Origin of the sequence: Dysgonomonas sp. HGC4, assembly GCF_001261715.1 — a bacterium.
Classification (GTDB): Bacteria; Bacteroidota; Bacteroidia; order Bacteroidales; family Dysgonomonadaceae; genus Dysgonomonas_A.
The window spans coordinates 14841-36856 of the sequence record NZ_CVRU01000163.1 but is presented as its reverse complement, the minus strand read 5'-3'; the positions used below and the strand labels follow the sequence as shown (position 1 = coordinate 36856).

The window sequence follows — 22016 nt, the reverse complement described above, 5'->3', positions numbered from 1 at the left end:
TTTGATAGTACCAGTTTATTAGGATCTATCTGAATATGTTTAATAGCTTTTCTCCTCCATGTATATACAATATGCACCATGCCGTCCTTACTCTGAATAACAGACGGATAAGAGTACTGACTGATAGGTGAGTCTTCCAATATAGAGGTAGCATACCATGTTTTACCATCTTCCGAAATGGCTACATTTAATGGAGTGCGTGCACCTTTTCCATTTTTTAAAGTGTCATGAGGCAATACATGATTGTACACTAACAATTGACGGCCGTCTTGCAAGGTTACTGCATCCGTTCCCGAATTATTATTGGGTAGCATCGTTTTAGTCATAGGGCTCCATGTCTTTCCATTGTCAGACGACCACGATTCGGCAATTGCCCGCTCTTTAGTACGGCAAAGAATCTGTAATCTTCCATCCTTATGAGTTAGTATCGATGGTTGTATAGTATGTAATTCTACACCTTCATTTATAGGACCTATTTTAGACCATGTTTTTCCAAAGTCTTTACTTGCTTCAAGATGAACTCTCCATGCACCGCCTTCGGTACTGGATGGGGAAAGTAGTGTTCCATTCTTCAATAAAACAGGTTTATTTTTCACAGGACCTAAAAATCCATCAGGTAAATCAACTGGTTTTGACCAAGTTTTACCACCATCTTGAGAGGTTATAAGTTTACCAGCCCATCCTCCAACATTTGGACCTACTTTGTAATAGAGCTGTAATTCTCCGTTTGGTACTTGAAACAATACGGGATTCCAACAAGCATATCGCAGAGTATCATTTACAATGCCATTAGCTACATTCTGAGGCTCTGTCCATTGTCCGTTTACCAAATGGCTAGTCCAGATACAAACATCAGGATTTCGCTCTTTAGTGCCTCCAAACCACGAGGCGATCAATTGTCCTTCTTTCGTTTCAGCAATAGTTGCTGCATGACTTTCGGGATAAGGGGCAGTCTTATTTATAAATTGATCAACTATGACTCCTTCCCTCCAACGATTGAAAGATTGTCCGTATTTGCAGGTGAAAACGTACTCTCCTGATCCTATTTCGAGGTTTATTCTGCCTTTTTCTTCTCTTACATATTTTAATCCTTCAACTTTTGTAATTGGTTGCCCGTTTTCTGTAATATCATCTCCGGAGGCAGCGGGTAATAAAATATTGGCACGAGTATTTGCAGGAACCGTAATTTTCCATGTGAAAATGCCTTTATCTAGCTTCCATTCGCTTTTTACTAATCCGTACAATGTTTGGTGAGAAGCTTTTGCATAAGTCAAATCTTCGGTTGGATTAGGCATCATCCACAGATTTTTAAATCCGGGATAGTTAGGGTGGGGTTTGATACCTGCCACATCTTGATACATCCATGTTATGAGGTCTCCCAATAACATTACATGATTGTGCGAATTCATTTTAGGACTAGCTGTATCTCCGTTCCAAAGTTCCCAAATGGTTGTGGCGCCTTGTTCAGCCATATAGCCCCAACTTGGATAGTCTTTTTGTGAAGCAATGGTGTAAGCAACATCCATACAGCCTCTTTTAGTCAACTCACGCATGAGCCACTGTGTACCGATAACTCCTGTACTGATATGTAGTTTCTCTTTCCTTACAACTTTATCCAGCATATTCTGGAATACAATATCTTCATTTTCTTTATCTACAATATTGAATGCCAATGGTAAAAGATTAGCAGTAACAGTATAGTTGCCATATTGTTTTGTCTCGCTATCATAAAATTTAGTATTAAATGCCATCCTTACATTCTCAGCCAAATCTGCATAAGTCTGAACATCCGCGGTGCTACCATTTATTTTTGCAAATTTCTGCATGAATAACAATATCTTATAGAAATAGGCAGTGGCAATTAGCTCACCATTTGTTATTCGGGCAGGGTCTTGCGACTTAATCATTTCTTTAGCTTCGGGTGGAACACACCAATCACCGTACTTATCTTTAGTCATAATGTAATCTGCCGTCATATATTTGTCAGTCATATACGAAAGCCATTTTTTCATATACGGATAATGATCTACAATAGGTTGAGAGTTTCCAAATTGATTATACAACATATCGGCAATAAACATATATGTACCCGGCCATGTCATATTATCGCTGTAATAAGTCATATAAAAAGGTGGCACTATGTCCGATAACTGTCCATTATCGAGTTGAGAGTCTTGTATGTCTTTAAGCCATTTAGTATATAGCTTTTCGTTACCAAAAATATAGCTTTCGCCTAAAGAACCGGTTGTGCGATCGCCTAACCAAGGTTGTCTTTCGTCTCTTTGCGGACAATCAAGTGGTATTCCTTTGTAATTACTACGAATACCCCAATATGCATTCTTATAAATTCTATTAAGCACATCATTAGATGATTCGAAATGACCAGTTGTTTCTATATCATCATAAATAACTTGACCCAGAAAGTTGTCAATAGTTGGTGTTTCTGAATATCCTGAAACTTCCATATAACGGAATCCATGATGCATAAATGATGGCTCCCACGATTCTAAAGAATCGCCTCTCATCGTATAGATATCAGTTTGCTTGGCACTTCTTAAATTTTCGGTATATAAACGTCCGTCGCTTTTTAATCTTTCGGCAAATCTCAAAGATATTTTAGCACCTCTTTTTCCTTTTATGTTCTGAATCTTCACCCAACCGGTCATATTTTGCCCCATGTCTACAATGAAGGTGTCAGCTTTAAGATGGGTGATTGAAATAGGTTTAAGCGATTCATGAATTTTCATATTTTCGCTCATCTGAGCCGAAAGTTTCCCTTCGGGAGCTTTTACAAGTTCGACTTTTTGCCATTTTCTGTCATTAAATCCAATTTGGTTCCATTTACCTAATTCTTTTGTTGCATCATATTCTTCGCCATCAAAATCATTATTTGATCGGATAGGCCCATCAGTTGTAATCTTCCATGAACTATCACTTACTATAACTTCTTTTGTTCCATCCGTATATTCTATTTCGAATTGACAAAGAAGTTTAGGATAACCAAATGTTTTAATTTTATGAGGTTTGAAGTTCTGACGCATGTTGTAAAAACGTCCGTTTCCTAAAACTACTCCAATAGCATTTTTACCGCTTTTGATTTCTTTAGTGATATCAAACGTATTATAAAGAACAGTCTTAGTATAATCGGTAGCCACAGGAGCTAATACCTGATCGCCTATTTTATTACCATTGATATATAGCTCATATAATCCCAATCCTGAGATGTATGCTTTAGCCGATTTAATACTTTTATTACTGCTGAATTCTTTTCTCAAGTAACGCGCTGAGAGTCTTGCCCACTGAGTTTCACTATCCCAAGGGAATACTTTATCTAGCCCAATCCATTGAGCAGACCACTCTTTATCAGACAATAATCCAATACTGAATTTTGCGGGTTTACTCCATTCTGATTCTCCTTTATTGGTAGAAACTTTCACTTTCCAATAAACATCGGTACGACTTTTTAAGGGAGTGCCGCCATAATTTACAAAAATGGATTGGCTACCGTTTACTTTTCCCGAATCCCAAATATCAGCTTCATTTTTCGCTAATTTATCAGCAGATGATGCCATTAATATTTGATAGGTAGTTTGACTAATGTTTCTTTCTTTGGATTGAATTATCCAACTTAATCGAGGTTGAGAAGTAGCAATACCTTCAGGGTTTACAAGCATCTCACATCTAAGCCTGTCTACTTCTACACCAAATGCAGAGGCTAGACAAAAGGCTGATAATAGGAGTAATATTATTTTTTTCATATCAATTCTTATTATCTTGTAAGTTATCCTGAACATAAGATTTCGAAGCGTCTGTAATAATAAGTACCCAGTCATTTCCTGCTCGGTAACCCGAATCGTGGATGAAGGTTTGTTTTCCATTTTCAAATTCTCCAATAAACTCTACTTTTCCATTAGCGGGACTGAACCACCATGCTTTCTTCTTTGCTCCTAATATTTTAGTCAGATCAATTTCAGATAATCTATTTGTATAATTATATACTAGAATATAATCTTTTCCACGTGTAGCAATTACTCGTTCGTATTGCACACCATTTACATTGGTTATTACTGATTGATCGGGAATACGATCGAAGAAAGGGAATGCCAGAATTAAGTTTTTAAGGTATTTCATTTGTTGACATCCTGGGTCATGAATTGCTTCCCACCAAGGTTTCTTTGCTCCAAATGAAGCTTGATAACCGGGGCGAAGCATTTGCATGGTAGAATTGTGTCCGTATGTGTGACCGAACGATCCTGCAAATACCGACCAATAAGCATATCGACGTACGTCTTCGGCTTGCCAATAGCGCTCATTAAAATCGTGCAAACCATGAGGAATATCTTCATAAGAAGGCTCTCCGTCAATTACAGGTTTTAATGGCTTTTCGGCTAAGCTGCGTTCTACAAAACGCCAGTTGTCTTCTTCGGTATTTTCTTCTATCGGATAATCTCCGTCACCGAAACGTTGTCCATAGCGGCGATGTCCCGATTGGAACATATTGAAATCGAGCCACGATTCGTTATTGAACCAAGTAGTCGATATGGTACGACCACGAGGATGGAAAGTCATTAAATGATCAGGATCTATTTCTCGAATAGTTTTAGCAAGCATTTGCCAGACTTCAGGCTGAACATCTCCACGGATGTCACCTCCTATGAGCCACACAATATTGGGGTATTTCTTATAGCGCTCAGCAAGAAATTTACCGTATTTCTTAGCATCTTCAACTGACATTTGTTTCTGTTGAACAACACTTCCCCAAACACAAACTATGCCTATGTACATACCTTTGGCTTTGGCTCTCTCTACAATATAGTCTACATGTTGCCAATAGTTATATTCTCCTTTTTTATCTATATTATCGAAGTTGAAGCCATCAGGTAAAGCCCAATCTCCATACACATTCATAGCTGGAACAGTATGCAATGTTGATATTTGAACAACATTATAGCCATTCTTTTGAGTTTCGTTCATAAAGAAGTCTACTTCATCCCTATTTGATCGTGAGGGCAATAACCAAGCAGTTTCTCCCAACCAGAAAAACGGTTTTCCATTTTCGTGTTGAAGGAAAAGTTTATTGTCACTTACTTTTAATTTTCCATTGTCCCAAGGTATATCTATTTTGCTTTTTTTCTCTTGTGCATGGATAGAACCAAGTCCTAAAAATGCAAAAGCTGCTATAAGTATAACTTTGCGTATCTTCATGTTTTTTATATTTAAGGTCGCAGACCTATTTAATTATTTAATAAGGTTACTTTAAATACTAACTATTACTTACTCTTGAATGTATATGTTTTTCCTTGTTCTGTTTTCAGGTCGTATGTTAACGATTTTCTATTAGCTGGAATAGACAATTGAGCTTTATCTGAGATTATAGGTTGCTTAATCTCGGGTGTTGTATAAAGCGGATGTGTATTTGTTCCTTTCGCAGGCTTCAATCCTTTTCCTAGTAGTGGCGAATCAATTTTTAATCGGCAGTTTCCTCCATTCTTAGAAACAATTTTTAGAGACTCTACCTTTCCATCTTTCCAATCGATATCTATAACAAATCCACCTCGGGCAACAAGACCTTTGATACTACCCGTTTTCCAAACACTAGGTAATGCAGGTAATATGTAGATGAATCCATCGTGACTTTGTACAAACATTTCGCCAATTCCGGCAGTGCATCCAAAATTTCCATCAATTTGAAAAGGTGGATGAGCATCAAACATATTGCTGTAAGTACCTCCTTTTTTCTTTTCGTTGGTTACTAAGTTCAATTGCTCAGTCAACAATTTATAGGCATGATCTCCATCTAAAAGACGTGCCCAAAGGCATACTTTCCATCCCATTGACCATCCTGTTGATGGATCGCCACGTTGAATTAAGGTATTCTTTGCAGTCTCGCTCAACTGAGGTGTATGAATGGGTGATATCTGATTACTAGGATACAATCCGTATAGATGAGATACATGGCGATGCTTGTCTTCGGGTGAATCCCAATCATATAACCATTCTTGTAATTGACCATGTTGTCCTACTTGCATAGGGGGAAGTTTATCTCTTTTCGTACGCAATGTATCAGCGAATGTTTTGTCTACACCTAATATGTCAGCAGCAGCAATTACATTCGAAAACAAATCGAATACCAACTGATTATCCATTGTTGTGCCTGCTGCTATTGTAGCTTTAAGCTTGCTTCCTGCATGAGCATTTTCGGGAGAATTAGAAGGAGATACAACCAACCAGCCATGGTCGGGTTCTTCAATAAGAAAGTCTACAAAGAACATGGCAGCACCTTTCATCACCTGATAAACGTCTTTCAGATATTTTGTATCACCTGTGTATAAATACCGATACCATAAGTGTTGACTTACCCATGCACCTCCAGTTGGCCACATACCTGATGTTGCCTGATCTACGGGAGCCGTAGTTCTCCATATATCTGTATTATGATGTAATACCCATCCACGAGTGTGATACATCATCTTAGCTGTGGTTTCTCCCGTTTCGGCAACCTCTTTTACAAGTTGTAACATAGGATCATGCATTTCGCTTAGATTTGTAGGCTCGGCAGGCCAATAGTTCATTTCTAAGTTTATATTACAAGTATATTTACTATCCCAAGAGGGTAGGAGTCTGTCATTCCATATTCCTTGCAAATTAGCAGGTTGGGTATTTGGCTGAGAGGATGAGATCAACAAATAACGCCCGAATTGGAAATATAAGGCAGCCAATTGAGGATCGAAAGTCTGTGCAAACTCTTTTATTCTTACATCGGTTGGTTTTAAAACTGCGTCCGTAGTGCCTAAATTGAGTGAAACACGATCTATGTATTGACGATAAAAATCAATATGACGTTGTTTTGATAAGGCATAATCTTTGACAGTTGCATTATCAAGATATGTTTTACATTTCAGAGTTTTATCTCCTGATATATCTTTATAGTTCACAAAATTAGTAGCGATAGCAATATAGATAATTGCTTCATCAGCGTTCTCAATACTTATTATATTATCTTTTATTTGATAAGTCCCTCCTACAATTTTGGGTTTTACTCTTGTCTCTAATTGTACCTTTCCACTTTGTTTTTCGTGTGCAGGTGTTAGTGCTGATAGTATAATCTGATTGTTATCGGCAGTATATTCGACTTTCTCCTGTGGAGTTGTCAAAAATGCATTACATGAAATGCTAGCGGGTTTATCAGCTGTCAACCGAACCATTATCACCTGATCGGTAAATGATGTAAGAATTTCACGTTTAAAAGTTACACCATTCACTTTATAAGTCACAGTTGCCAGAGCATCAGATATATCTAAATCTCTGTAATAGTTTGTGTATTTATCGTGTCCGGGAAAAGAAATAAACAAATCGCCCATCGTTTGATAAGGCATTCCGTGATTCTTTTTAGACATTAGTTTTTCATTGGCTAACTGTTGAGCTTCAACATATTTTTTGTCGAAAATAAGCTTACGAACCTCTTGTAAAACTTCGGGAGCTACTTCATGAGCATTATTATTAGGAGAACCAGCCCAAATAGTTTCTTCATTCAATTGCAAGTGTTCGACTGAAGGTACACCAAATACCATTGCACCTAAACGTCCATTTCCCAAAGGAAGAGCTTCATTCCAATCGGCAGCAGGTTTGTTATACCAGAGGCGTAAATTGTCGTTATCCTTTGCTGTTATCCATTGAGATGAAAAGCATAGTAAGATTAAGAGATAGACGAGTTTTTTCATGGCTATTTTATTTAAGATATGAGGTTTATTTTTCAATGCCTATGTTTTTCAAAACCTCCATTAAGGCTTCTTTTCCTTTTATGGCATTTGAAGGAAGATTTTCTCCATTTTTTCCGAAAGCATACATTTGCCATTCTTTCTCGATGATTATTGTACTTTCATCGTATTGACCTTCTTTATTTTTAAGCATTTCGGGATTTAACCCGAATTTTTCAGCTATAAAATCATATGCCGCTATCCTTTTAGAGAAGCCATAGTCATGTCCTTCCTCAGGTAAGTGAACATTCTTTACGTTATCAGTAGCACCATAAAATCCGTAAATCCGTTTTATAAAAGGATATTCTAAAGTAGGAACACTACTTGACCAATCTTTATCATCAGAGATTATTAACTGTGGTTTGGGTGCAAATATGGCTGCGACTTCTGCGTTGTTTGTACGATTTCCACATAAATGGGTTGGCATGCCACTTTCGCATGGACAGCCACCATTGAAATGTGACGCCAACATTACTACGGGTATGCTTAGACTAATTCGATCATCTATTGCCGACATCATCATAGTCATGCTTCCACCTCCCGATCCACCGGTGATCCCTACACGAGAAGAGTCTGATTCTTTAAGTGTCAATAAATAATCAAGTACGCGTATTGCGTTTAATGTTTGTATAGAATGGGCTGCACTTAGGCGATGTAATGTTCCATCGAATTGCAGGAGGCTTTCTCCCCAAGCGAAAATATCCCAAGAGGCCGAAATGATTCCCATTCGGGCTTGCATAGCACATCGTTTTTGTTGGTCTTCACGGTATCTTCCTTGCCCAAAATGCCCATTGGGATTGAGTATTACCGGGTATTTACCTTTTATTTTAGAAGGCTTATAAATTGATCCGCAAACATATATTCCCGGCAGAGTTTCAATAGCAAAATTTTCAACTGTATATCCATTGTATTTCCTTTTGGCTGTCAGTATAACCTTAGAATTTGGTTTTGCAGGTAATGGTGACAATCTTAATGCTTCTTTGAAGCAGGGAATTAGTTCAGCTTTTCGTTTTTCCCAACTTGATTTATCGTTATATAATGTCTCAAGATATGTCAGGAATTTTTCGCCCTGCGCTACATTTGTTCTGGCATATTCAAACGATTTTATTTTATACTTCTCGTTATCCATAACAAAGGTATAATCGAAAGGAGCCAGTACAGCATAAAGGCTTTCTTCGACACTCCATGGTTTGATTCTCCAATCGGCATAATTCAAGACCTTATCGTCTATCATCTTTTTATCATACTTGATTTTAATATTGAATTGTTGCTCAATGTCGGCCAGAACATCTTTTAGAGGACGTGCATAAGAATCGTCTGCTGTTTGTGCAAACAATGCAGATGAAACAATAATTAATTGAAATAAGAGGATAGTTGTCAGTTTTCTCATTGCTCTATAATTATTGCATTCGGGTTCAAGTTTTGTCCTTTCTCAATGCTTTGATTCAACCTCTTAAGGTAATTGCTCATTAATATAATATTGTTGGTACTTGCACCGTCTGCTTTTAGGAATGATTGGCTTCCTGCTAGAGGAAAACATCCTTTTATGAAAATGTCTTTTACATCTGTGAGAGATATAAGACTTTTCTCAGAGTTAGGTTGCAACGTATATACATTGTTCATCTGAATATTTGCGGAATTTTTGATTGTAAACGAAGGACTCAAGGTTGCATTTACCTGAACATCAGTAAATATCAAATCTTTCGATTTATCAATATCAAATCCGGTTTTGGCATCAATATTTATATCAGTAAAAGTTATATTCGAGATAGGAGCCTCTTCAATTCCCCATATAGTACAAGCTGCGTTTACATCAGACCCCGTAAGATTAGAGAAATGTATATTTCTGAAAATAGGAGTTCTATCTGATAATGGTTCAGCAGGCACGTTTGAATAAAAAAGATTCAATGTAATTGCTTCCTTTTTGATGTTTTTCATAACGACATTGCTCACTCTTATCTCTTCTACGATACCACCTCGTCCTCTGGTCGATTTAATACGGATACCTCTGTCCGTTCCATCGAAAATACAGTTTGATATAGTTATTTTGCGAACATCGCCAGACATTTCGCTGCCAATAACAACACCTCCATGACCTGCTAACATTGTACAGTTTGTAATGGTCACATTCTCACAAGGTGTAGCATACTCACGTCCTTGAAGGTCACGTCCTGATTTTAATGTGATACAATCATCACCTACACTTATGTGACAATCCGAGATATGTACATCTTTACATGATGAAGGATTTATTCCATCCGTGTTTGGGGAGTAAGGGTTAAAAATAGATACTCCCTTAATAGTTATATTTTCACAAAACTCAGGATTGATTGTCCAGAAAGGAGAGTTTTCGATTGTGATTCCTTCAATAAGTATATTTTTACTTTTATACATTTGAATGAAGGGTGGGCGAAAGAACTTCTTTGCAAGTGTTCTTTTCCAATCCGATTGTTCTTCAATCTTAAGATTTGGGTTTTCCTTATCCCATAATTCTTGTAGAGGAGCTACTCGTTTTAAAAGTGGTGCGTATTTTTCAATACCATCCATTGCCCATGCTACATGCCACCAATAAGCTCCGTTGCCATCAATCTTTCCTCTGCCTTTTATGGTAATATTTTGTTTCTCATAAGCATAAAAGAGAGGGTGGAAGCTTTTCATTACAACTCCTTCATATCGCATTTCTACAAACGGGGTATACTCTTCGTACTCACCCGAAAATAGAATTGTTGCACCCGATTCAATATCAATTGTAATATTACTTTCGAGTTTGATAGGTCCTGTTAGATATGTTCCTGCCGGAAAATATAAAGTTCCACCTCCATCAGAAGTAAGCTCATCAATAGCTTTTTTTATTATTTGTGTATTTGAGGTTTTTCCATCGGATTTTCCTCCAAACGAAATAAGGTTAATCGTTTTAGCATTGCTGCAAAAAAATACACTTAGAAAATAAATTGTCAATAATAATTTCTTCATTATATTTTATACGTGTTTCTATTTAATACCAGAGGTTAAGTTGTTTAAATTAAAAATCTTACATCAGCTATGCAAGGTCGCTTGAAGTTCTATTTTTTCAGACGTATTTGATTTGTTTACAATTTGATTTACTAATATATCTATGGCTCTTCTCCCCATTTCGGGTAAAGGTTGCATCATATAAGGAACGTCATAATTTACAAAATCAAATATTTCGTTTCTATCAAAACTCATCAGATTTACTTTCTTAAAAATATTTTTGTCTGTTTCTTGCATATATTTTATTCCTGCTACGCAAACACTATCTGTTGAGAAGAATATACCGTCCAGATCTTTTATTTTAAGCAGATCATTAATGGCATTAGTGGTATCTTCTGTAATATTTTCATAACTCACTTCTTTAATGAGTCCGTCATCAAATATATTTGCATTTTGTACAGCATCAACATACCCGCGTTTACGCTCGGTCATATGGTGAAGTTTATTTTTATAAGTAAGTAATGCTATTTTTTTACATCCTAAAGCTATCAGGTGTCGAGTAGCCAAATAGGAGGTCTGATAATTATCTATCATTACATGACTCGTTTCAATTGCCGGAAAACATCTATCGAGAAGAACAACGGGAGTTTTAGACCTCACAAGTTTAGCAATGTCTTCTTCTCCGTTCTCCGTAGGAACTATAATAAAACCATCCACTTGCCTGCTTTGGAGTGTATGTATCATCTTTCCCATTTTAGATGTATCCTCATTAGTATTGGTTATCACAATGGTGTATCCTAGTTTTTCTGCATATTCTTGTATATGAAACGCAAGAGTTGCAAAGAATATATTGGAAATATCAGCAACAATTAATCCTATTGTTTCAGAGCGTCCAATCCTTAAACTTCGAGCCAGATTATTAGGCTCATAATTCAATTCTTTGGCTTTTGCTCTGATCTTTTCAGCCATTTCAAATCCTACACGCCCTTCCTTCTCTTTGCCATTGATAACTAACGAAACAGTAGCGTTAGAAACTCCTAATGCTATTGCAATATCTTTAATAGAAACTCGTGCCATTGTTGTGTTGTTTATAGTTTTCAGTTTTACAAAATTATTAGATTAAACGTTTTAGCAAGGTGTTTTCATTATGTTATGAAACATGAATTACTAAAACCAATCTAATAATTATTCCCATGGCTATCATATCTATGGTTACGTTTTATTATTATAGCTTTGGTCATATACAATACTAACCAAAGCTATAATAAAGCTTGTCCTTTATTGACCAAATTCAGTTTGTTGTCTTTCAACTTCATCTAAAGCTTTTTTTCGCTCTTCCTCTGAGAGTTGTCTATTAAAGCTTCGCTGATATGCTTCACCACTATTTTTATTAACTATTGGTTTATCTAAAAACAATAGATTACGATTTGGGGCGATTGTCTGAAATTCTATATCAGCAGGGGTAGGGGCATGTTCACCTTCAAACAATACACGAGCATGCACTTTAATTTTACCGGGAGTTATAGTTGATCTTATCAAAACAGGGGCAGAGCCAAACTCAATGGTCCGTGGATTTGCTCCTATTTGCGAACCTCCAATTATTTCGCCTTCACCTTCTATCGAAAATAAAATCTGCTCTTTAGCTAATCTGCGAACATTACCTTCATCATCGGTAACTTCGCATATAACGGGAACAAAATCTGAACCATCAGCATACAGCTGTCTGCCTTCATTATCTATTCTTAAACTTAATTTTGTAGAGCGTCTCGATGGCTTTTTTGTTGTAGAGCATACTACTTTACCATCTATAAGTCCTTCTGCTACAAAGCTTACTTTTTGCCATTGTTTTTGCACATATGGATATTCTCTCATAGAATTGAATTCGAAAACATTCTTGAAAATTACCGGAGGGTGGGGCATCCCATATTGAGCTTTTTGTACTTTCTGAGTTAAAGTATCTTTCCCGTAAACAATCAGTCTGATTTCGTCACAATTAGTAAATATAGTTACATCCGGATCTGAAAAAGGAGAAATCTCATGAGCTACAAATACCATTGGTCCTGTTTCCGACAATGGATGTTTAAGATCGGCATCAACCTGACTCTTGAACATATAATACGAATATTTAGGTTGACGGAAAGCATCCATTAGTCCACCCCAATATGGGTCGGGATGGTAGCCTCTCTGGTGATCGAAAGGATGCCATAATGCACCTCCTATAAACTGATTGCTTTGTGTATACATTTCATTGTAAGCTTTAGCCAGCTGCAAAGCCTGAACAACCTGAGGTCTTTCGCCCCAACTACGGGATGCTCTGTTGTTGGTATTATGTGCATACCAATCATCTACATTTTCGCCAAATTCGCGTGTAAATATACACTGCTTATAGCTGCCTACATCTTTAGGCCATCCGTAAACAACTTCATAGTTTTCGGCCACCCCTTCCGAATGTGCGTCAGCTACACAGAAAGCTCCCATATATGGATATTCTTCGTGTGTGATCTGATGGGCTTTCAATGAAAACTCTAAAGGAAAGCGTGTTTCATTAAGAATCGGCTCCCACATTAAAACTGAGGTATGATTACGGTCTCGTCTAATCATATTCCGTATATCTTCATAAACCAATTCAGCAAACTTAGGGTCTTTGTTCCAGTATTGCCATCCCGGAGTAGCTACAATAACGAATATACCCAACTCGTCGCAAGCATCCATAAAAGAGGGATCTTGTGGATAATGTGCCACACGAACTATACGGCATCCGGCATCACGCAATTTTTTAGCATCACGCCAATGTTGAGAATTGGGCATGGCGTTACCTACGTATGCGAAATCCTGATGCCTGTTACCTCCAATAAGTTTGTCCGATAACTCATCGTTTAACCAAAATCCGTCTTTACCTCTAAATTCGGCTTTTCTCAAACCTATACGTGTTGTTCCACCATCTAAGCTAGTTCCATTAGATGCAATAATTCGCGATTCTACTCTATATAAATAGGGCTGATCGGGCGACCATAAAGTTGGATTATTCAGTATAATATTTTGCTTTACCTGCTTCGATTCCCCTCGCTTTAGGTTTACTTTCGATGATATTGTTTTTAACACATTTCCGTTTACATCACACAGTCGGGTTTCAATCTTAATATTTTCATTATTTGTAGATTGATTCAATACATCTGTGTCAATAGATATAGAAGCTTTCTTTTTAGAAATTTCATCAAAATGTACAAATACTCCACCTCCTGCAGGTTTATTTTCTTTATTGGGGTCTGAGATATGAATTCTAGAAGTTGCTATCAACCAGACATCTCTATAAATACCTCCATGATATGTAAAGTCGAGTGTTGATTGCTTTTTACCCGGAGGATAGTTTTTATCATCGGAGTTATCGGTAAGTACTGCAATTAAGCATTTATCTCCTGCCTTTACTCCATATTTAGTCAGTTCTATGCAAAAAGGAAGATAACCACCTAAGTGTTCTTCTACTTTTTGTCCGTTTAGGTATATAGTACTTTTACCCATAGCAGCTTCAAAATAGATATTTATCAACTGATCTTTTAGAGTCTCATCTACTATAAAATGCTTTCTATACCAAGCTGGCCCTTGATAGTTACGTCCTCCACTAGCTTCTGCAGGCATTAACTGAACGGTATGAGGTGTAGAGACTATGTCCCATTTAGAATCATCGAAGTCTATCTTTTCAGCTCCGTTTGGATTACCCCTCTGGAATCTCCATCCAACATTGAAGTTATAGACCTTACGCCCCGAGTTTTTCAAATCGAAAAAACCTGCGACTGATGTTTGAGGCTGAATATCGTTTCCTAGAACGAAAAAGGATAAGAATAGAGAAAATACAAGAAAAATTATTTTTTTGTTCATTCTTTGTGGTTTTCAAATAATCAATTAAAAAGGTTATTTTTGCTTGGATAAAAGCAATCGTGCTTTCAAAAATATATAAGTTTTGCCATAGAATAAAATGGACTAAAGAATGACTTTGGGATTATTTAGTCATTCTAAAAATAGTCAGAATCTAGTATTCAAGCGGATTTAACGGCAAAATATACAATAGTAATATGCCGATCATACTTTGAGTTAAGATCAAAAAAGTTATAATTAAGATCAATTTGCATATATCAAAATGTGAATAAGAACATATATTTGCAGACATCAAATACTATTTAGAAAAATTAAACCTTAGTCGTTTTAAATATTTAGACCCGAAAAAGAGATACTTATCAAATAAATAAATTGCAGGGAGTTCTTAGTTTATTAAGTTAAACGTTTAATTAGATTTTATAACCCTTTAGTTAAACGATTAATCAATTTAGAAGTTCTACTTTATTAATACCATTTAGAAATTATGAAAAAACGATGGAAAACAAGTTCCTGAATTTATTAGTGGAGTATTACAACTTCAAGCTAAATTAAAAAAGCTAACGTATAAGAACAATATATAGTCAAAAATTGAGGTAAGAGGAAGTGTTGATCCTTTATTGTAAATAAAACTTCTAAACCTTGAAAATAAAGAATTTCCTTAAATTAAATACCAGATGAAAAAGAAATTTTTAGTAGTTACGGCTTTTGTCTCTTTAATCTGTGCTAATAACTTATTTGCACAGTATCCTAAAATTACCGCTGAAGTAAAAAAAGAATCAGAGGCTATGTTGACAGAGGCTGAAAGATTATCAGACATTGCTTGGGAAAAAGCTTTGCCAATTATTGAACAACAAGCAAAAGAAGGCCGTCCATATATTCCTTGGGCAGCTCGCCCAACAGATCTGCCACAAGGCGAAATTCCTGCATTCCCGGGAGCTGAAGGTGGTGGTGCATATTCTTTAGGTGGTCGTGGCGGAAAAGTTATTGTAGTTACAAGCTTAGAAGATAGCGGTCCCGGAACATTTCGCGAAGCTTGTGAAACAGGTGGAGCCCGTATTGTTGTTTTTAATGTATCGGGAATCATTCATATAAAAACTCCTGTTATCATAAGAGCTCCTTATATAACTATTGCAGGACAAACTGCTCCTGGCGATGGTGTTTGTATTGCTGGTGAAACCATTTGGGCAAATACTCATGATGTTGTTGTACGACATATGCGTTTCCGTAGAGGCGAAACTTATGTGGGCCGTCGCGATGATTCGTTTGGCGGAAACCCTGTAGGTAATATCATGATTGACCATTGCTCTACTTCATGGGGACTGGACGAGAATATATCTTTCTATCGCCATATGTTTAATCCACAAGATGGGACTAAAGATCTGAAACTACCAACAGTAAATGTTACTATTCAGAATACAATATCTTCTCAAGCATTAGATACTTACAACCACTCTTTCGGAAGTACACTTGGTGGGGAGAATTGCACATTTATGCGTAATCTTTGGGCTAATAATGCAGGTCGAAATCCATCGATTGGTTGGAATGGAGTGTTCAACTTTGTAAATAATGTAATTTATAACTGGGTACATCGTTCTGTTGATGGTGGAGATTACACTGCTCTTTATAATATGATTAATAATTATTATAAACCTGGTCCTTTAACTCCTATAGACAAACCTGTTGGACACAGAATCCTTAAGCCAGAATCAGGACGTAGCAAGCTAGGTTACTTTGTTTTTGGTAGAGTATATGCCAACGGAAATATTATGGAAGGCAATGATGCTGTAACAAAAGATAACTGGAACGGAGGTATTCAAGTACAAGAGCAAAAAGATACTGAAGGTTATACTGCCAATATGAAATGGGATAAACCATTCCCTATAGAAAACCCTTTCCCCATTATGCCTGCAAAAGAAGCTTATAACTTTGTAATGGATAATGTGGGCGCTACTTTTCCAAAACGTGATATTGTAGATCAACGTGTTATTGAACAAGTGAAAACAGGAAAAGTATATTATAAAGAAGGCTTAAATCCTGAAAGTTTCTATCAGTTTGAACACCGCCGTTTACCTGCTGATTCTTATAAACATGGTATAATTACAGATATTGAACAAGTAGGAGGTTATCCTGAATATAAAGGAACACCATATAAAGATTCTGATGGTGATGGAATGCCTGATGCATGGGAAATTAAATACGGATTGAATCCAAACGACCCATCGGATGCTGTTAAAGATATGAATGGCGATGGATATACTAATATTGAAAAATATATCAATGGTATAGACCCAAAGAAAAAAGTTGATTGGAAAAATCCAAATAACAACTACGATACCTTAGCAAAAAGAAAGAGTTTATTTTAGGTTTAATAATAGTTTTGAATTGAAAGTAACTGTACAGGCTTAGGCTGTGCAGTTACTCTTTTGAAAATGAGTATATATAAATAATATACAAGCATCAATTAGTATATTTTATGACTATAACAGATTGTTATAGTTACTAAAACAATAAAAAGGTTTGAGACCTTACTAGAAATCTGAATTATGAAATCACTTATATTATTTGTTTCTGTTTTAATCTCCTTATCTGCTTTTAGTCAGAACAAAGAGGAAGAATATACCAAGGTTTTAACTCAAAGAGCTGAAAAGATAGTTAATACTCTTGACATTAAAGACAAAGCTGTTTATGATGCAGTTACACAAGTTATTGTAACCCAATATAAAGCTTTAGGAGAATTACACGATAAATCGGATGCAGATATCAAAAAAGCCAAACAAAATATAGCTGATAAAACAGCAAAAGAAAATACTATTAAGGCACTAGATACTGAATTAAATTCAAATTTATATAATCAGCATTGTGTTTATATAGGTGCCCTTTCGGCTTATCTGACAAACGATCAGATAGAGAAAGTAAAAGATGGAATGACTTATGGGGTAGTGCAAGTTACATATACCTCATATTTAGATATGATACCCTCATTAAAACCTGAAGAAAAAAGACAATTGTATGCTTGGTTAGTAGAAGCTCGCGAACATGCAATGAGTGCAGCATCGTCGAAAGGAAAGCATGAATGGTTTGGTAAATATAAAGGTAGATTCAATAATTATCTTTCGAAACAAGGATATGATATTCAGAAAGAAAGAAAAGCATGGGAAGAACGTATAAAAGCAAAAGGTGGAACATTATAATGGTAACAGACCTTTTAGAGCTTTGACAAGTTTCATTGTTATTATGTAATACAATAATAAGTATTTTATATTTATAAGAATAACAAATCAGCCTACGACCTTAAAAGTAGTTTATGAAAAAGATATGTGTTTGTTTATTATTTTTTTTAGCTGTGGGAATCAATGCATTTCCTCAGAATAAAAAGGATTCGCCTAAACCAATACCCCCTATAGTATTTAAAGATGGAATGCTTTCTTATTCACCTGATAACTTAAATAATAGAATACCCGATTTCTCTTATTGCGGTTATAAAGCATCCGACGAACCGATTCCAAGTATTGATGCAAAGATATTTATAGCATGGCAAGATGGAGATGTAACCAATCTTCTCCAAAATGCAATAGACTATATTGGTTCGTTACCTCTCGATAATAATGGATTTAGGGGAGCAGTCTTATTAGATAAAGGCTCTTTTAAAATTGAAGGACAATTAAAAGTCCAACAATCAGGAATCGTTATTCGAGGTAGTGGGATAGGAGAGAATGGAACAAATCTTATTGCAGCAGGAAAAGATCGCCGTACATTAATTCGTGTTTTAGGACAAGATAATAAGAGATTAAACTCAGCAATTAAAATATCGGATGATTACGTGCCTGTAAACTCATTTTCGGTTACATTACCAGCCAATCATGGATTAAAAATTGGAGGTAATGTTTTAATTCAAAGACCTTCAACTAAAGAATGGATTGAAGAGCTAGGAACAGACCATTTTGGGGGAGGTATAACATCTCTAGGATGGAAACCATCGGAGCAGGATATTTATTGGGACAGAATAATTACTTCGGTAAATGGAAATAAAATAACATTTGATGCACCTCTTACAACCGCCTTAGATCAAAAATATGGTGGAGGATTTATAATACCTTATACTTGGAATGGTCGAATTTCGAATGTAGGAATTGAAAATTTATCTTGCATATCGGAATACGACTTAAATAACCCTAAAGATGAAGCACATGCATGGATGGCAATAACATTGGAAAATGTTTCTGATGCATGGATACGCAGTGTTATATTCAAACATTTTGCAGGATCGGCAGTTGCTGTACTCGAATCTGCAAAACGTGTGACAGTAGAAAACTGTAAATCACTAGACCCAATTTCAGAAATAGGAGGACAACGCCGATACACATTCTTTACATCTGGACAGCAATGTTTATTTCAACGATTGTATACAGAACAAGGATATCACGATTTTGCTTTAGGTTTTTGTGTTGCCGGTCCCAATGCTTTTGTGCAATGTCAATCTGAATTGCCTTATAGCTTTAGTGGTCCTGTTGATAGTTGGGCTTCGGGAGTATTATTTGATATAGTTAATATAAACGGTAATGCATTGAGCTATAGAAATAGGATGCAAGAAGCACAAGGGGCAGGCTGGAATGCTGCAAATAGTGTATTCTGGCAATGCACAGCATCTTTAATGGAATGTTTTTCACCCCCCACAGCTCAAAACTGGGCATTTGGTTCATGGTCTGAGTTCTCGGGAAACGGTTATTGGAACGAAAGCAATAATCATATCAATCCCAGAAGTTTGTATTATGCACAATTGAAAGAGCGTTTGGGAGATAAATACACCGAGAGGTCGAATTTATTGGCTGTGGAAACAGAGGCATCTAGTTCTCCACAAATAGCTGTTGCACAAGAATTAACCAAGAAAGCATGTACAACACCTTTAACTCTTTCGGAATGGATAGATACTCTTATCTCGAATAGCAATATTCCTATTGAAAAAGCAGGTATCAAAACCTTTGGACAAAACAATAAACTACTTACTGGTAAATCAATGGCGACTACTTCACCATTGTCTATAAAAAACGGATGGTTAGTAAGAAATAATACAATTCAAACAGGAGGAAAGCACAATATACAATGGTGGAATGGAACTGTTCAACCCTCTTATCTGAAAAAATCGGCTAGTCCTCATTTAACACGTTTTGTTCCGGGAAGAACAGGTACGGGATTAACTGATGATATAGATTCAGTTGGTAGTTGGATGAAACAAGAACATGTTCTTGTTCTCGATCATAATTATGGTTTGTGGTACGACCGCCGAAGAGACGATCACGAACGCATTCGACGTATAAATGGCGAAGTATGGCCTCCGTTTTATGAGCAACCTTTTGCCCGTAGTGGGGAAGGTACAGCTTATGATGGGTTAAGTAAATATGACCTAACAAAATACAATGACTGGTATTGGAGGCGGCTTCGTCAATTTGTGGATTTGGCAGATCAGAAAGAACTGATCTTATTCCATCAGAATTATTTTCAACATAATATTATCGAAGCAGGTGCACATTGGGCTGATAGTCCTTGGAGACCGGCAAATAATATAAATACCACAGGATTTCCCGAACCTGCACCTTATGCGGGAGATAAACGTATCTTTTTGGCTGAGCAGTTTTATGATATAAATCATCCCGTAAGAAGAGAGTTACACCGTGCTTTTATTCGTAAATGTTTGGAGAATTTCAGAGGGAATAATAGTGTGGTTCAACTTATCAGTGAGGAATATACAGGACCTCTTCACTTTGTGGAATTTTGGTTTGATATAATTGCCGAATGGGAAGCTGAAACCGGGGAGAGACCTCTTATCGCTCTTAGTGCAACAAAGGATGTACAGGATGCTATTTTGGCTGATCCTATCCGCTCAAAAGTAGTTGATATTATAGATATCCGTTATTGGTTTTATCGTGAAGACGGTACAACTTACGAACCTCAGGGAGGATTAAACTTGGCTCCACGCCAACATGCCCGTTTGACTAAACCTGGGAAAGTTTCTTTTGAGTCCGTTTATCGTGCTGTGAATGAATATAAAACAAAATATGCAAAAGCAGTTACCTATTTTTCGAACTCATATCCGCAACAAGCATGGGCTTCGTTTATGGCAGGTGGCTCTTTGACTAATTTACCTCGTATCTCTAATAAAAATTTCTTAGAAGCAGCTTCTTCTATGCAACCACTACAAGCACTCAATAGTACAAATCAATATGTATTGGGAGATGAAAGTAAAGGCTTCATTATTTATACGAGCAATTCAACAATAGATTTAGATCTATCTAAAGTGGCAAGCAAATTTATAGTAAATAGAATTAATCCTACAGATGGCTCAATTGTAAAAGAGAAAAATGAAATAAAAGGAGGAACCCATATTCAATTAAAAAATACTGATGCTAAGGATGTAGTTATATGGCTACAAAAAAAATAAATACTATGAAAAAATCAATCTTATATATATTAGGACTAGTAGTTCTTCTGATATCCTGTAATACTAGTAAAAAAGAAACAGAAAATATAACTCCCGAAAAAGAAGTATATCTGTTTACTTCTTTTCATGAACCGGCTACCGAAGGGCTTCGATTCCTTTACAGTTACGATGGATATAAATGGGACAGTATTCCGGGAATATACCTAAAACCCGAAGTAGGGGTGCAAAAAATAATGCGTGACCCCAGTATAGTTCAAGGACCCGACAGTACATTTCACTTGGTGTGGACTTGCAGTTGGAAGGGAGATCCCGCCTTTGGATATGCTTCTTCTAAAGACCTAATTAATTGGTCGGAACAAAAGTATATTCCCATTATGGCATTCGATACAACGACTGTAAATGTATGGGCTCCCGAATTATTTTATGATGACGAAGCAAACGATTTTATTATTGTATGGGCTTCAACAATTCCATTCAAATTCGAAAAAGGAATAGAAGATGAAGATAATAACCATCGCTTATATTACACAAAAACAAAAGACTTTAAAGACTTTACCAAAGCAGAATTGCTTTATGATCCCGGATATAGCTCTATTGATGCTGTGATTGTTAAACGAGATTCGGCAGATTATGTTCTGGTTTTCAAAGACAATACACGTCCTGAACGAAATATGAAAGTAGCATTTGCGACAACTTCAACGGGAGAATATATTAATCCATCTGAACCCTTTACAGGTAATTTTACAGAAGGTCCTTCGGTAGTGAAAGTTGGAGATGAATGGCTTATCTATTTTGATGCTTACGATAAAAAGTCTTATGATGCAGTATCAACAAAAGATTTCAAAACATTTACTGATATAAATGATAAAATATCGATTCCTGTTGGACATAAACATGGAACTATATTTAAAGCTCCCGAAAGTGTTTTGAATAAATTAAGATCTCAGACCTCTTTATAATTTTAGTAAAGTGCAATTTGAACAGGCTTTGGTCTGTGA

General features: G+C 36.4%; 9 protein-coding genes and 2 pseudogenes. 4 read left to right on the top strand and 7 right to left on the bottom strand.

Features of this window, described 5'->3' with window-relative positions; genetic code table 11:
* Positions 1-11: 11 nt before the first annotated feature.
* The 7 genes and pseudogenes from HGC4_RS15965 to HGC4_RS15935 form a co-directional block, all read right to left on the bottom strand.
* Positions 12-3758, bottom strand: a pseudogene (locus HGC4_RS15965) (family 78 glycoside hydrolase catalytic domain); the annotation flags it as partial.
* 1 nt (position 3759) lies between these two features.
* Entirely contained in the window at positions 3760-5205 is a 1446-nt protein-coding gene (locus tag HGC4_RS15960) for a glycoside hydrolase family 140 protein (RefSeq protein ID WP_050711138.1), read from the bottom strand.
* Between the two features lie 65 nt (positions 5206-5270).
* Positions 5271-7721, bottom strand: a complete 2451-nt coding sequence (locus tag HGC4_RS15955; RefSeq protein ID WP_050711190.1) for a glycoside hydrolase family 95 protein — start codon at positions 7719-7721, stop codon at positions 5271-5273.
* A gap of 25 nt (positions 7722-7746) precedes the next feature.
* Positions 7747-9147, bottom strand: a complete 1401-nt coding sequence (locus tag HGC4_RS15950; RefSeq protein WP_050711137.1) for an alpha/beta hydrolase family protein — start codon at positions 9145-9147, stop codon at positions 7747-7749.
* A 257-nt stretch (positions 9148-9404) separates the two neighbouring features.
* Positions 9405-10730, bottom strand: a pseudogene (locus HGC4_RS15945) (glycoside hydrolase family 28 protein); the annotation flags it as partial.
* 63 nt (positions 10731-10793) lie between these two features.
* A complete protein-coding gene (locus HGC4_RS15940) occupies positions 10794-11786 on the bottom strand; it encodes a LacI family DNA-binding transcriptional regulator (RefSeq protein ID WP_050711135.1) in 993 nt (330 codons plus the stop codon).
* Between the two features lie 201 nt (positions 11787-11987).
* Entirely contained in the window at positions 11988-14585 is a 2598-nt protein-coding gene (locus tag HGC4_RS15935) for a glycoside hydrolase family 2 protein (RefSeq protein WP_050711134.1), read from the bottom strand.
* Positions 14586-15256: 671 nt separating this feature from the next.
* On the opposite strand from HGC4_RS15935, the gene HGC4_RS15930 reads away from it, so the two are divergent.
* The 4 genes from HGC4_RS15930 to HGC4_RS15915 all read left to right on the top strand — a co-directional run bounded on the left by HGC4_RS15930 (position 15257) and on the right by HGC4_RS15915 (position 21977).
* Positions 15257-16945, top strand: coding sequence for a polysaccharide lyase (locus HGC4_RS15930; protein ID WP_050711133.1), 1689 nt, complete (start codon positions 15257-15259; stop codon positions 16943-16945).
* 180 nt (positions 16946-17125) lie between these two features.
* Positions 17126-17773: a DUF3826 domain-containing protein gene (locus tag HGC4_RS15925; RefSeq protein ID WP_050711132.1), complete on the top strand. Its 648-nt coding sequence runs from the start codon at positions 17126-17128 to the stop codon at positions 17771-17773.
* A gap of 113 nt (positions 17774-17886) precedes the next feature.
* On the top strand, positions 17887-21018 hold the full coding sequence (locus HGC4_RS15920) for a DUF6298 domain-containing protein (RefSeq protein WP_050711131.1): 3132 nt from the start codon (positions 17887-17889) through the stop codon (positions 21016-21018).
* Between the two features lie 5 nt (positions 21019-21023).
* The gene (locus HGC4_RS15915) at positions 21024-21977 is read left to right on the top strand and encodes a glycoside hydrolase family 43 protein (protein WP_050711189.1); all 954 of its coding nucleotides are present in this window, start codon (positions 21024-21026) and stop codon (positions 21975-21977) included.
* Positions 21978-22016 lie beyond the last annotated feature (39 nt).